The following is a 13,911-nucleotide window of genomic DNA, read 5'->3' as shown; positions in this document are numbered from 1 at the left end:
CGGGAGGTGCGGTTCACACTCCCTCCCCGAGGGTGAACGCGGCGCCCGTGGCATCCTGCACCTGCTCGACCGTGACGCCCGGCGCGAGCTCGACGAGCACGAGCCCGTCGGCCGCCACGTCGAGCACCGCGAGGTCGGTGATGATCCGGTCGACGCACGCACGTCCCGTGAGCGGCAGCGTGCACTGCGGCACGATCTTCGCCGTCCCGTCCTTCGCGACGTGCTCCATGACGACGATCACGCGTTCGGCGCCGTTGACGAGGTCCATCGCCCCGCCCATGCCCTTGACCATCTTCCCGGGCACGGCCCAGTTGGCGATGTCGCCGCCCGCGCTCACCTGCATGGCACCGAGCACGGCGGTCGTGATGCGCCCACCGCGGATCATCCCGAAGCTCGCGGCCGAATCGAAGTACGCCGCACCCGGCAGCACGGTCACGGTCTCCTTGCCCGCGTTGATGAGCTTCGGGTCCTCCTCGCCCTCCCACGGGTACGGGCCGACGCCCAGGATCCCGTTCTCGGAGTGCAGCACGACCTCGACGCCGTCGGGCAGGTGGTTCGGGATCAGCGTCGGCAGGCCGATGCCGAGGTTCACGTACGAGCCGTCCTCGAGCTCGCGGGCCGCGCGTGCGGCCATCTCGTCGCGCGTGAGCGGCATCAGCGGGCTCCCTCGTCCTCGGCGGCGGTTCCGGATGCCCCGGACCGATCGGATGCCCCTGGCCGGGGCCGCACGGTGACCTTCTCGATCGGCAGGTCGGCGCGCTGCTCGGGCGTGAGCACCACGACCCGGTCGACGTAGATGCCCGGCAGGTGGATATCGTCGGGGCCGAGCACGCCCGGCTCCACGAGTTCGTCGACCTCGGCGATCGTGACCTTCCCGGCCATGCCCGCGAGCGGGTTGAAGTTCCGGGTCGACTTCTCGAACCGCAGGTTCCCGTGCCGGTCGCCGACCGCGGCCCGGACCAGGCCGAAGTCGGTGCGGATGGCCCGCTCGAGCACGTACTCGCGGTTCTTCCCGAACGTGTCGAACGGGCGCAGCTCCTTCGGCTCGCTGACGAGCGCGATCGAGCCGTCGGGCGCGTAGCGCAGCGGCATCCCGCCGTCGGAGACGACCGTGCCGGCGCCCGCGGCCGTGAAGAACGCGGGGATCCCGACGCCGCCCGCGCGGAGCCGCTCGGCGAGCGTGCCCTGCGGCGTGAGCTCGACCTCGATCTCGCCCGAGAGGTACTGGCGCCCGAACTCGCGGTTCTCGCCGATGTAGCTCGCGATGACCCGGCGGATGCGGCCGAGCTCGAGGAGCTCGGCGAGGCCCCACCCGTCGACGCCGCAGTTGTTCGACACGACCTCGAGGTCGGTCGCGCCCTGCGCGACCAGCGCGCGGATGCTCCAGATCGGCACGCCCGAGAGGCCGAACCCGCCGACGGCGACGGATGCCCCCTCGAAGAAGTCGGCCACCGCGTCGGCGGCGCTGGCGACGGTCTTATCCATGGTGCTCCTCGTTCTCCCGTCGAGCGGGCTCGGGTTCGTGCTGGTGGGGTTCCTGCTGATGGGGTTCGGTCGGGCCGGGTTCGGTCGGGCCGGGTCCGTCCAGGTCGAGTTCCGCGAACACGTCGCGCATGATCGCGAGGCCCCGGTTCGCGGCCGGCAGCCCCGCGTAGAGTGCGGTGTGCAGGATCACCTCGGCGATCCGTTCCCGGCTGAGCCCGTTGCGCAGCGCCGCGCGGACGTGCATCCGGATCTCGCCCTCGTGGCAGCCGGTCACGAGGCTCGCCAGGGTCGCGATGGACCGCTCCGCGCGCGTGAGCTGGGGCCGCGCCCAGATCTCGCCCCACGCGTACCGCGTGATGAAGTCCTGGAAGTCGGCGGTCTCGGGCGTGATCGCGGCGTTCGCGCGGTCGACGTGCGCGTCGCCCAGCACCGCGCGGCGCACGCGCATCCCGCGCTCGGCGGCGCCCCTCGCGGTCGCGGCGGGCGTGCCCGCTGCGTCGTCGCGCTCGGCCTCGCCGGTCGTCGCGCCGGCCGACGCGTCGCCGACCTCGGCGATGAACTCCGCGAGCAGCGCGGCCGCGGTATCCGGATCCTCGAGCGGCACGAGGTGCCCCGCGCCCGGCACCTCAATGAACCGGGCATCGGGCAGTGCCTCGGCGAGCTCGCGCATGGCCGACGACGTCGTGACCGGGTCGTGCTCGCCGCTCGCGACGAGCGCCGGCACGCGCACCGAGCCCAGCGTCGGGCGTCGGTCGAACGCGGCGAGGGCGCCGCAGCAGCCGATGTACGAGGCGTCGTCGACGTCGATGAGCAGCTTCAGCGCCCGACCCCCGGGCCCGTCGGGGTTCGCCGCGAGGTACCCCGGCGCGAACCAGCGCTGCGCGCTGCCCGCGACGAGCGACGCGGTGCCCGACGCGCGGACCTGCGCCGCGCGCTCCTCCCACGCCTCCGAGGTGCCGAACTTCGCGGCGCTGCAGAACATCGCGAGGCTCAGCACGCGCTCGGGGACGGTCGCCGCGAGCTCGAGCGCGACGCCGCCGCCGAGCGAATCGCCCGCGACGTGGAACGGACCGCCGCCGGCCTCGTCGACGACGTCCAGCACGCCGGCCGCGAGGTCGTCGACCGTGAACGGCTCGTCGGTCGCGGGCGAGACACCGTGGCCCGGCAGGTCCACCAGGAGGATGCGCGGCGCGTCGCCGCGGCCCGCGAGCCTCGCGACCACGCCGTCCCAGAGCTCGGTCGTGGTGCCGAGGGACGGCAGCAGCACGAGCAGCGGACGGTCGGCTGGGGATGCCGCGTCCGGCGCGGGGGCGCCGACGAGCGTGCCGCGCAGGCGGGGACGGGTCACGACGGCTCCTCGTTCGCGGTGGTGCGGTCAGTCGGGTCGGTGCGGTCGGCGATGCCGCGGAACCGCGCGACGGCGGCGTCGACGACGACCGCCGTCGCCGAGCGCACGAGCTCAGGGTCCGAGCGGACCGCGGGATGGAGTCCGAGATTCCGGGCGACGGCGTCGTGCTCGACCTCGAGGCCGGCGATGAGCCCGGGCAGCGCGGCCGCACTCGTCACCGCGAGCCGGACGAGCCCGCGGAACGCCGGCCATTCGGCGTGCCACTCCCCCGCCGGTCGCGCGTCGGATGCCACGGCCGCCGCGTGCACGGTCGCGACCAGCCCGGGCGCGCGCAGTCCGTTCGCGGTGAGCAGCACCGCGTCGACCGGGTTGCGCTTGTGCGGCATCGCGCTCGAGCCGCCGGTCGACGCGAGGTGGACCTCGCCGACCTCGGTGCGCGCGAGGAACGCGAGGTCGCGCCCGATCCGGCCGAGCGCCCCGGCGACCAGCGCCGCCTCGTCGGCGATCACCACGACGGGCGCCCGGTCGACGTGCCACGCCCGGCCCGGATCGTCGAGGCCCAGTTCGCGCGCGACCCCGGCGCGCAGCCGCGCGGTGGCATCCGCTCGCCCGGCGGCCGCGACGAACGCGGCACCTGTGCCGACCGCGCCGCCGAGCTGCACCGGGAACGATGCGCGGTCGAGCGCCTCGATCGCGCTCGCGACGCCGTCGAGCCATCCCGCGATCGTCGCGCCGAACGTGGTCGGCTCGGCGTGCTGCCCGAGCGTCCGGGCGATCGCGAGCGTGCCGCGCTCGGCGTCCGCGAGCCCGGCGAGCCGGTCGCCGGCGTCCGCGAGGTCGGCGCGCGCGCCCGCGAGCGCGCGCTTCGCGACGACCACGAGCGCGCTGTCGAGCACGTCCTGGCTGGTCGCGCCGCGATGCACCCACCGAGCGGATGCCCCGACCACGTCCTCGGCATGCTCGCGGAGCTGCGCGACGAGGTCGATCACGGGCACCCCGCCCGCCCGCGCCCCGGCGGGCAGCCGGGCGCGATCGATCGCCTCCGGGTCGAGCGCCGCGGCGAGCGCGGTCAGGTCCTCGCCCACGAGTCCGCCCCAGGCGACGACCAGCGCACGCTCGACCTCGACGAGCGCGGCGAGCACCGCGTCGTCGGAACATCCGTCGTCCCCGCCGAGCGGCTCGAGCAACCCCCAGTCGAATGCGGTCATCGCACTACCGATCCTGCCCTCAGTACCCGAAGTAGTCGAGGAAGACGGTCTCGCCCTCGCCCTGCAGCCGGATGTCGAAGCGGTAGCTCCGCTCGCCGTCGGCGGTCGCGACGAGCGTGCCGCGGCGATCGGCGGCGACGCGGGTCAGCAGCGGGTCGCCCGCGTTCGCCTCGGGTTCGTCGTCGAAGTACGCGCGCGTGAACAGGTGGTGCGCGAGGCCCCGGGCGAAGACCGTCACGAGCACGTAGGGCGCGGAGCCCGGCCGGGTCGCGCCCGGCTTCACGGTCGTGAACGAGTAGTGCCCGACGCGGTCGACCGGCGTGCGGCCCCAGCCGGTGATGCGGTGGCCGTCGCGTTCGATGCTGCCCTCGACGGAGATCGGCGTGCCCGAGGCATCCGCGCCCCAGAGCTCGAGGATCGCGTCGGGGATCGGGTCGCCGGCGCCGTCGACGACGGTGCCGTGGAGCCGGATCGCGGCCGGATTCCACGGCGCGGCGATCTCGCCGCCGCGCTCGAGCGGGAGCGCGTACCCGAAGAACGGGCCGACGGTCTGCGACGGGGTCTGGAGGAACTCGGGCGCGGGCTGGTTCGTCTCACGCATGGTCGGCGTCCTCCGGCTCCATCCAGGTGGCCCTCGCGCCGGTGAGCACGATGTCCCACCGGAATCCCAGCGCCCATTCGGGCTCCGAGACGTCGTGGTCGTACGCGCCGATGAGGCGATCGCGGGCCGGCTGGTCGGGGATCGACTGGTAGATCGGGTCGAGCGCGAACAGCGGGTCGCCCGGGAAGTACATCTGCGTGATCAGTCGCTGCGTGAACTCGCTGCCGAACAGCGAGAAGTGGATGTGCGCCGGCCGCCACGCGTTCCGGTGGTTCTTCCACGGGTACGGGCCGGGCTTGATCGTCGTGAACCGGTAGGAGCCGTCGTCACCCGTGATCGCGCGGCCGACGCCCGTGAAGTTGGGATCGAGCGGTGCCGGGTGCTGGTCGCGCTTGTGCACGTAGCGGCCCGCCGCGTTCGCCTGCCAGATCTCGATGAGCTGCCCGCGGACCGGCCGGCCGTCGCCGTCGAGCACGCGACCGGTCACGATGATGCGCTCGCCCTGCGGCTCGCCGGCGTGCTGGATGGTGAGATCGGATTCCTCGGCCGCGACGTCGGTGTGGCCGAAGGCCGGGGAGGTGAGCTCGATCTCCTCGGGGTCGGCGCGGACGAGCTCGTGCGTCGGGTGGCGGAGCACCGAGCTGCGGTACGGCGGGAAGTCGATCAACGGGTGCGGGCTCGTCCGGCCGGCGGCCGCGGCCGCGGCGTGCGCCTCGGCGATCTCGGCAGAGATCTGGGCCTGCGTGAGTTCGCCCGCCGCTGCCGCGCCCGCGGCGATACGCCGCGCGCCGGAACCGAGGGACGCAGCGGGAGCAACCCGGTGCGGGATGGGTTCGTCCGTATTCGAGACCGGAGCGTTCACGGTCCGCCTTTCGCGTCATTGGGAACGTGGCTCCATGGTGCGCCAACAGACCGGCGGGTCGCACCACGGTTTCCATTCAATGGAAGGCTGGACGCGGCATCCGAGGCTGGGGCTCCCACGACGATGCCGCGGCCGTGGGGGAGAATACGTGCCGTGCATCCAGAGCCGTCCGCCGAGCCCGTACCCACGTCGAGACGCAGCCGCCCCGACCGGCGCACCGTCCGGATCCTCCTCGCTGTCGGTGGTGCGGCCATCGTCGGCGGGCTGGTCGCCGTCCCGGTCGCCCTGGCGAGCATCGATCGGCACGACGCGGCGCGGGCCCGTGAGCTCGCCGTGGAGACCGCCGCCGAGGCTGCGGCAGCCGAGTCCTTGGCTGCGGCGAAAGGTGATGCCGCCGACGTCAACGCCCGACTCGCCGGCTTCAGCGCCTCGCTCGGCGCGGTGGTGAGCCCGGATGCCGCCGCCGCCTTCGAAGCGGCTCGCGTGAACCTCGCGCTGGCCATCGCGTCGGGCGACCGGGGCGAGCTCACCGCGGCGGTCGACGCCGTCGCCGACGCCCTGGATGCCCTCGCTGAGAGCGCCGACGGACAGGCCGACGCCCTGATCGCCGCGAGCCCGCTCGCCGACGCGACGGCGAGTGCGGCGCTCATCACGGCGATCGCCGACCTCCGGGCAGCCGACGACGTGGTCGCCGCCCTCGACCGGCTGAAGGCCCTCCGGGACGCGGTGGTCGCATCGCATGCAGCCGGTCAGGCCGCTGCCGATGCTGCCGCGGCCGCCGAGCAACGAGCTCGGGCCGAGGCGGAGGGCGGCTGGTCCGGTCGCGACGCTGGAGGCGGGGCCGGCGCGGGCAACGCATCCCCTGGCTGGCCGGCACCGGAACCCGCAGTCTGGCTGTCGCCGGGGCCGTCACCGAACTGCGGCGAGTTCCCGACCGGACAGGTCGTCGAACTGGTCATGAGCTGGACCGCCCGCGAGGGCAACACCGTCGACATGTCCTACGCGCTGACGGACTCGCCGGTCCAAGCGACGAGCGGGTTCATCCCGATCGTGTCGGGCGGAGGACCGTCCGGATCGGTGGCGATCCCGAGGACGTGCCCTGTGGGGCCGGGACCGCTCCCCTACCTCACTGTCAGGGCGGTCGCGAGTATCGGCGGAGTCACGACGACATTCCCCTACATGTACTGGGGACTCTGAGCGGCGACCCCGTCAGCCGCGCGATCGAGCGACCCGAGACCGGTCAGAACGGGAGGCCCGCGTACTGCTCGGCGAGGGACTCCTGCGCATGGCGCGAGCCGAACAGGTACTCGAGCTGGCCGACCTGGCTCCGATAGCGGAAGTCGCGGGCCGAGGCATCCGGTGCCTCGCGGTGCACGTGGAGCATGTCGGTCATCCACTGCGAGAACTGCTGCACCTTCCACTGGCGCGCGAGGGCTGCGTCACTGTAGCCGTCGAGTCCGGCTTCGTCGCCGTCGCGGATGCTCCGCACGAGTGCGCGCCCGAGCAGGGTGACGTCGGCGATCGCCGAGTTCAGGCCCTTCGCGCCGGTCGGCGGGACGATGTGCCCGGCGTCGCCGGCCAGGAACAGCCGGCCGTGCGACATGGTCGAGACGACGAACGAGCGCATCGGGGTGATCGACTTCTCGGTGATCGCGCCCTCGTGGAGCGTCCAGCCGTCGCTGCCGAGGCGGGTCTGCAGGGCATCCCAGATGCGTGCGTCCGACCAGTCGTCGATCGACTCGTCGCGATCGACCTGGAGGTACAGCCGCGAGACCTCGAGCGAACGCATCGAGTGCATCGCGAAGCCGTCGGGATGCAGGGCGTAGATGAGGTCGTCGGTCGAGGGCGGGACATCCGCGAGGATCCCGAGCCAGCCGAACGGGTACTCGCGCTCGAAGGCGCGCAGTCCCGGGACAGCGGGGCGCGACGGCCCGTGGTACCCGTCGGCGCCGACGACGACGTCGCAGTCCAGGACGCCGGCCGTGCCGCCGTCGGTGAACGACACGTGCGGGCTCGAGCCGTCGAGGCCGTGCAACTCCACGTCGGCGACCTCGAAGCGGATGTCGCTGCCGATCCGGTCGTGCTCGGCGAGCAGGTGGCGCACGAGCGCCTGCTGGCCGTAGATCGTGACCGTGCGGCCGACGAGATCGACGAAGTCGACGTGGTGCCGCTGCCCCTCGTGCTGGAGGTGGATGCCGTGGTGCGTGAGGCCGCGCTCGCGCAGGTCGGCGTCGAGGCCGAGTTCGCCGAGCACGTCGACCGACCCCTGCTCGAGCACGCCCGCCCGGATCCGACCGAGCAGGTGCTCGCGCGAGGTCCGCTCGAGGATCGTGAAGCCGATGCCCGCCCGCTGCAGGATGTGACCGAGCAGGAGCCCTGCGGGGCCTGCGCCGATGATGGCGACCTTGGTTCGCACGGGACTCCGTTCACGTCGATGTGGGGTGGTTCCATGGTGCGCGCGCCTCGGCGACGGCGCATCCTCGATTCCATTGGATGGAAGTCGGCCAGCCGGACGCGTGGAGTTCAGAGCTCGATCGCGACGCCCGTCTCGCGCTCGGAGAACGCCCAGAGCCGCTCGATCGCGCGCTCCCGGCCGGGCCGCAGCAGCGGGAGCCGCACGGGCCGCCCCGTGTTGATCCATCGCGGCCCGTAGAGCTCGCCGCCCTTCGCCGCGGGGTCGGTCGCGGCGCGCAGTTGCGGCAACGCGCCCTCGGGCGGCGCCATGCCGGTCGACGCGGCCGCACGGGCGAAGAACGGCGCCATCCGCCCGCCGCCGCCCTCGCGGACCGTGCGCAGCTGCAGGTCGCTGTGGGAGAGCCCCGGGTGCGCGATCAGGCTCTGCGCCCGAACGCCCGCCCGCGCGAACCGCTCGTGCAGCCCGAGCCCGAAGTGGTAGTTCGCGAGCTTCGCGTTGCCGTACGCCCGCCAGGCGCCGTACCGGCCCTCCAGGTAGGGGTTCCCGAGGTCGATCGCCCGGCCGAAGTGATGCGCGGTCGAGGTCACCGTCACAACCCGGGCGGCGGGGGCAGCGAGCAGCGACGGGAGCAGGAGCGCGGTGAAGGTCCAGTGCCCGAGGTGATCGACCCCGAGCTGCGTCTCGAAGCCGTCCTCGGTGCGCCCCTCGGGCATCGCCATGACGCCCGCGTTGTTCACGAGGAGGTCGATCGCGGGGTGCCGTTCGGCGATCTCCGCCGCGGCGCGGCGGACGGAGGCCTGGGATCCGAGGTCGAGCGCGACGACCTCGAGCGCGGCATCCGGCGTCTCGTCGCGGAGTCGCGCGACCGCGGCGGCGGCCTTCCCCTGGTCGCGCACGGCCAGGACGACGTGCGCACCCTTCGCCACGAGGGCCGAGGCGGTCTCGAGTCCGAGGCCGCCGTTGGCGCCGGTGACGACGGCGACCCGGCCGTGCAGGTCGGGGATCGAATCGCGCGTGTAGGCCATGGCTTCCTTTGCTACCCCCGCCACCCCAACGCGGCCGAGATGCCGCGCCCGGCGATCCGGACGCCGAGCGCGAACTGCGGCTCGGTCCGCCGCTCGACGTGCGCGATGATCGAGACCGCCGCGACGACGTCGCCCGAGGCATCCCGAACCGGTGCCGCGACCGAGAACGCGCCCTTGGTCATGGCCTCGACCGAGGTCGCGAGGCCCGTGCGCCGCACCTCGGCCATGCGGGCGCGCAGTGCATCTTCCTCGACGATGGTGCCCGGGAGGTAGCGCTTCAGGCCGGCCGAGACGACGTCCTCGAAGACGCCGGGCGGCGCGAACGCCAGGAGCGCCTGGCCGACGCCGGTCGCGTGCAGCGGCAGCCGCGAGCCGACGTCCGTGATGGTCCGCACGGCGTCGGGGCCCGACAGCCGTTCGAGGTAGACCACGCCGAGCCCGTCGCGCACCGCGAGGTGTACGTGCTCGCCGGTCGCGTCGAACAGGTCGTCGAGGTACGGCTTCGCGGCCGTGCGGAGTCGCCGCGACGAGGGCTGGCGGACCGAGAGCCGCCACAGCTTGATGCCCACGCGGTACGTGCCGTCGTCGGCGCGGACCAGCCCGCCCCACGCGAGCCATTCGCCGACGAGCCGGTGCGCGGTCGACAGCGGCAGCGCGGCGCGCGCGGCGATCTCGCTCAGCGTCAGCTCGTCGCCGCGCTCGAACGCGTCGGCGATCGCGAAGAGCTTCTCCGCGACGCTGCGGTCGTCGTCCCCCCGGCGTGGCATCGTTCCATCCTATGGAAACGACCCTCTGGAACCGACGTCGGATGCCGGGAACGACGCCGGACGCCCGAGATCCCGCCGACACACGCGGGGACTAGCATCGCGACCATGGCGAACCCCGAACCGGCGTCGACGCCGCTCATGACCCACCGGCAGATCCTCTTCGTGATCTTCGGACTCATGGCGGGGATGTTCCTCTCGGCCCTCGACCAGACGGTCGTCGGCACATCCATCCGAACGATCGGCGACGACCTCCACGGCCTCAGCCAGCAGGCCTGGGTGACCACCGCGTACCTCATCGTCTCGACGATCTCGACGCCCCTCTACGGCAAGCTGTCCGACATCTTCGGGCGCCGCCCGCTGTTCATCATCGCGATCGTGATCTTCATCGTCGGCTCGCTGCTGGCGTCGTTCTCGCAGACGATGACGCAGCTCGCCGCGTTCCGCGCGATCCAGGGCCTCGGCGCGGGCGGCCTGATGTCGATGCCGCTCGCGATCATGGGCGACATGCTCGCGCCGCGCGAGCGGGCCAGGTACCAGGGTTACTTCCTCGCGGTGTTCGGCATCTCGAGCGTGATCGGCCCGCTCATCGGCGGCCTGTTCGCGGGCGCCGACGAGATCCTCGGGATCACGGGTTGGCGCTGGGTGTTCCTCATCAACGTCCCGATCGGCCTCGTGGCGCTCGCGATCGTGCTGCGGTTCCTGCACCTGCCGAAGCACCCGTCGCACCACGTCCGGATCGACTGGTGGGGCGCGGCCCTCGTCGTCATCGGCCTGGTCCCGCTCCTGCTCGTCGCCGAGGAGGGCCGCGAATGGGGCTGGTCGAGCCCGGCGGCGATCGCCTGCTACGTCATCGGCGTGCTCGGGATCATCGCGTTCGTCATCGTCGAGCGGATCATGGGCGACGACGCGATCATCCCGCTCAAGCTGTTCCGCTCGGCGACGTTCTCGATGGCGACCGTCATCGGCGTGTTCATCGGCTTCGGCATGTTCGGCGCGATGCTGACCATCCCGCTCTACCTGCAGCTCGTGTTCGGGTCGACGCCGACCGAGAGCGGATTCCAGATGCTGCCGATGATCCTCGGCCTCATGGTCGCCTCGATCGGCAGCGGCCAGATCATCGCGCGGACCGGCCGGTACCGGATCTTCCCGATCCTCGGCACGGCGCTCCTGTCGCTCGGATTCCTCGAGCTCACGTTCCTCGAGTACGACTCGTCGTACTGGCACATCGCCGGCGGCATGCTCCTCATCGGCCTCGGCCTCGGCCAGCTCATGCAGACCCTCACGATCGCGAGCCAGAACTCGGTCGGGCTGCGCGACATGGGCGTCGCGACGAGCGCCTCGACGTTCTTCCGCCAGATCGGCGGCACGATGGGCACCGCGGTGCTGCTGTCGCTGCTGTTCACGCTCGTGCCGCAGTTCGTGTCGACGTCGCTGTCCGACGAGGAGACCTTGACGAGCGCACTCGACGCCGCGCTCGATCCGGCCGTCGCCGAGGCTCCCGAGAACCAGGCGATCATGGAGACGATCTACACGCCGATCGTCACGCCGATCGTCGAGGCGCTCCCGCCCGGCGTCGACCTCTCGAACGCGGACGCGCGAGCGCAGGTCGTCGAGCAGGCCGTGCCGACGTTGCAGCAGGCGTTCGAGGATGCCTCGGACGGGTCCGGCGACGGATCGGAGGCGTCCGGCGCCGCGCTCGACGACAGCTCGTTCCTCGTCGACGCCGACCCGCGCCTCACGAAGCCGTTCCTCGTCGGCTTCAACGAGGCATCCGTCCGCGTGTACTGGATCGCGCTCGTGGTCGTGCTCATCGCGTTCGTGCTCTCGCTGTTCTTCCGCACGCCGCCGCTGCGCGCGAAGTCCGCGATGCAGGAGGCCGCCGACGAGCGGGCCGCGGCGGCCGCGGGGACCGACTCGGCCGACGACGGGGAGCGCGCGGACACCGGATCGATCGCGACGCTCGCGGCCGAGGAGTTCGGCGCGATGGTGGAGCCGGGCGGGGACCCGAGCATCCACGACCGGAGCTGAGCGAGCTGCCGGTCCGACCCGCCCTCGCGCTCAGCCGTGCGCAGCGGCCGCGCGGGGCATCCGCTCGTACCGGTCCGGCGTGATCTCGAGCTCGGCCTGCCCGGCCGTGAGCGAGCGCAGGTCGAGCACGTAGCGCGCGAGCTCGGCCTCGGGCACGTTCGCGTGGACGCGCGCGCGCCCGTCTTCGGCGGTCTCGGTCGCGTTCACGCGCGCCCGCCGGCCCGAGAGGTCGGTGAGCACGGCGCCCTGCAGGTCGGCGGGCACCGTGACCGTGACGGCCGACACGGGCTCGAGCACGACGGTCCCCGCGTCGGCGAGCGCGGCCTTCACCGCGAGCGAGCCCGCGGTGCGGAACGCCATCTCGGACGAGTCCACCGAGTGCGCCTTGCCGTCGAACAGCTCGACCTTGACGTCGACGACGGGGTGCCCGCTCGGCCCGCCCGCCGCGAGCGCGTCGCGCGCGCCCTTCTCGACGGCGGGGACGTACGACTTCGGCACCGCACCGCCCACGACCGCGTTCACGAACTCGAAGCCCTCGCCGGGTGACAGCGGCGAGACGCGCACCTGCACGACCGCGAACTGCCCGTGCCCGCCGGACTGCTTCTTCAGCTTGCCCTCGGCGGTCGCGCTGCCCGCGATCGTCTCGCGGTAGGCGACGGGTGCGGGCCCGGTGGTCACGTGCACGCCCAGCACGCGGGCCATCCGCTCGACCGCGACCGCGACGTGCGTCTCGCCGAGGCCGCGGAGGATCGTGTCGCTCCCGGTGCGTTCGACGACGAGCGTGGGGTCCTCGGCCGCGAGCCGGGTGAGCGCGGACGACAGCTTGGCGTCGTCGGACTGCGAGACCGGTTCGAGGCTCACGGAGTACACCGGATGCCGCTCGGGCAGCGGGGCCGGCCGCGCGACGCCGCTCGGCCGCGACCAGAGCAGGGAGTCGGTCGGCGTGCCCTGCAGCTTGGCGACCGCCCCGACCTCGCCCGCGCGGAGCGATCCGGCCTGCAGGTGCTCGGCGCCGCGGAGGCGGAACAGCCCCGCGAGGCGCTCCTCCTGCCCGGTCTCGGCGTTGCGGAGCCGGTCGCCCGGGCGGAGCACGCCCGAGAGCACCTTGAGCATCGACACCTGGCCGACGAACGGGTCGGCGACGGTGCGGAAGACGTGCACGAGCTTCTCGCCCGACGCCTCGCACGCGACCGCGACCTCGGTGCCGCCGACGCCGTCCGCGCCGCCGACCACGATCCGCGCGTCGCGCACCCCCGCCGCGGGCGCGAGCGCGCACACGAGGTCGAGCACGCGGTCGACGCCCGTGCCGGAAACGCCCGAGCAGACCACGACCGGCACGGCCTCGCCCGCGGCGACCTCGCGCGCGAGCGTGCGCTCGAGGTCGGCGGCCGCGGGTTCGTCGCCCTCGAGGTACGCCTCGAGTTGCGCGTCGTCGTGCGAGACGATGTCCTCGGTCACGGCGACGTGCGCCTCGTGCTCCTCCGCGACGGCGTCGGGCGGCAGGTCGCCGGTCGAGTGGCGGCCGGATGCGTCGTAGTCGTGCGCGCGCTCGGCGAGCACGTCGGCGACGCCGTGGAAGGCGTGCTCCTCGCCGAGCGGCAGTTCGATGGGCCACACGATGTCGCCGAGCACCTCGCGGAGCTCGGCGACGACGTGCCGGAAGTCGGCGCGCGCCCGGTCCTCCTGCGTGACGACCGCGATCACGGGCACGCCCGCGTCGCGCGCGGCGGCGGCCGCCACGCGCGTTCCGGCGACGACGCCGTCGACCGCGCTGACCACGAGCAGCGCGACGTCGGCGACGGCGAGCGCGGTGTCGACGGCGCCCACGAAGTCCGGATGCCCCGGCGTGTCCGCGAGCGTGAGCGCGTGCGTCGTCCCGTCCTCGCAGGTCCAGTCGACCGCGGCGAGCGCGAGCGTGAGGCTCGCGCCGCGCGCGATCTCCTCGGGCTCGTGGTCGGATACGGTCGAGCCCTGCTCGACGCTCCCGAGCCTCGGGATGACCCCGGCCCGGTGCAGGATCGCCTCGACGAGGCTGGTCTTGCCGGAGCCCGCGGCGCCGATGAGCGCTGCGGTCCGGTGGGTCTGGGGTGCTGCCTGGTCCATGGGGCCTCCCGCGCCGGTGCGGATCCGTGGGTTCCATCGTGCCCCGCGCGGTCGCCGCTGCCAAGGGC

At 73.3% G+C, this 13,911-nt stretch carries 12 protein-coding genes; 2 read left to right on the top strand and 10 right to left on the bottom strand.

Annotated elements, in window-relative coordinates; genetic code table 11:
• Positions 1-13: 13 nt before the first annotated feature.
• The 6 genes from ACDF64_RS05115 to pcaH are packed head-to-tail and all read right to left on the bottom strand — an operon-like array spanning position 14 to position 5,420.
• Positions 14-655 carry a CoA transferase subunit B gene (locus tag ACDF64_RS05115; protein WP_394553811.1) on the bottom strand — a complete coding sequence of 214 codons (642 nt, stop codon included), beginning with the start codon at positions 653-655 and terminating at the stop codon, positions 14-16.
• A complete protein-coding gene (locus ACDF64_RS05110) occupies positions 655-1,485 on the bottom strand; it encodes a CoA transferase subunit A (RefSeq protein WP_394553809.1) in 831 nt (276 codons plus the stop codon). Before ACDF64_RS05110 ends, ACDF64_RS05115 begins: the two co-directional genes overlap by 1 nt.
• Positions 1,478-2,833: an alpha/beta fold hydrolase gene (locus ACDF64_RS05105; protein WP_394553807.1), complete on the bottom strand. Its 1,356-nt coding sequence runs from the start codon at positions 2,831-2,833 to the stop codon at positions 1,478-1,480. The genes ACDF64_RS05110 and ACDF64_RS05105 overlap by 8 nt, the downstream gene beginning before the upstream one ends.
• Positions 2,830-4,041 (bottom strand): lyase family protein, encoded by a 1,212-nt coding sequence (locus ACDF64_RS05100; protein WP_394553805.1) that lies wholly within the window; start codon positions 4,039-4,041, stop codon positions 2,830-2,832. Before ACDF64_RS05100 ends, ACDF64_RS05105 begins: the two co-directional genes overlap by 4 nt.
• A gap of 19 nt (positions 4,042-4,060) precedes the next feature.
• On the bottom strand, positions 4,061-4,642 hold the full coding sequence (pcaG, locus tag ACDF64_RS05095; RefSeq protein ID WP_394553803.1) for a protocatechuate 3,4-dioxygenase subunit alpha: 582 nt from the start codon (positions 4,640-4,642) through the stop codon (positions 4,061-4,063).
• On the bottom strand, positions 4,635-5,420 hold the full coding sequence (pcaH, locus tag ACDF64_RS05090) for a protocatechuate 3,4-dioxygenase subunit beta (RefSeq protein ID WP_394555051.1): 786 nt from the start codon (positions 5,418-5,420) through the stop codon (positions 4,635-4,637). Before pcaH ends, pcaG begins: the two co-directional genes overlap by 8 nt.
• 207 nt (positions 5,421-5,627) lie before the next feature.
• Between pcaH and ACDF64_RS05085 the strand changes: the two genes are divergently transcribed.
• A complete protein-coding gene (locus tag ACDF64_RS05085) occupies positions 5,628-6,701 on the top strand; it encodes a hypothetical protein (RefSeq protein WP_394553800.1) in 1,074 nt (357 codons plus the stop codon).
• A gap of 43 nt (positions 6,702-6,744) precedes the next feature.
• On the opposite strand, the gene ACDF64_RS05080 is transcribed toward ACDF64_RS05085, so the two are convergent.
• The 3 genes from ACDF64_RS05080 to ACDF64_RS05070 all read right to left on the bottom strand — a co-directional run bounded on the left by ACDF64_RS05080 (position 6,745) and on the right by ACDF64_RS05070 (position 9,712).
• Positions 6,745-7,920, bottom strand: a complete 1,176-nt coding sequence (locus ACDF64_RS05080) for a 4-hydroxybenzoate 3-monooxygenase (protein WP_394553798.1) — start codon at positions 7,918-7,920, stop codon at positions 6,745-6,747.
• A 107-nt stretch (positions 7,921-8,027) separates the two neighbouring features.
• The gene (locus tag ACDF64_RS05075) at positions 8,028-8,945 is read right to left on the bottom strand and encodes an oxidoreductase (RefSeq protein ID WP_394553797.1); all 918 of its coding nucleotides are present in this window, start codon (positions 8,943-8,945) and stop codon (positions 8,028-8,030) included.
• A gap of 11 nt (positions 8,946-8,956) precedes the next feature.
• Positions 8,957-9,712, bottom strand: a complete 756-nt coding sequence (locus ACDF64_RS05070; RefSeq protein ID WP_394553795.1) for an IclR family transcriptional regulator — start codon at positions 9,710-9,712, stop codon at positions 8,957-8,959.
• 105 nt (positions 9,713-9,817) lie between these two features.
• Here ACDF64_RS05070 and ACDF64_RS05065 point away from each other — a divergent pair, with 105 nt between their 5' ends.
• On the top strand, positions 9,818-11,740 hold the full coding sequence (locus tag ACDF64_RS05065) for an MDR family MFS transporter (protein WP_394553793.1): 1,923 nt from the start codon (positions 9,818-9,820) through the stop codon (positions 11,738-11,740).
• 30 nt (positions 11,741-11,770) lie between these two features.
• Here the strand turns inward: ACDF64_RS05065 and ACDF64_RS05060 are convergent, their stop codons facing one another.
• Positions 11,771-13,843, bottom strand: a complete 2,073-nt coding sequence (locus tag ACDF64_RS05060; RefSeq protein WP_394553791.1) for an elongation factor G — start codon at positions 13,841-13,843, stop codon at positions 11,771-11,773.
• Positions 13,844-13,911 lie beyond the last annotated feature (68 nt).

It is taken from the genome of Agromyces sp. MMS24-JH15 (assembly GCF_043518605.1).
In the GTDB taxonomy this organism is placed as follows: Bacteria; Actinomycetota; Actinomycetes; order Actinomycetales; family Microbacteriaceae; genus Agromyces.
This window is presented reverse-complemented; position numbering and strand designations above follow the sequence as displayed.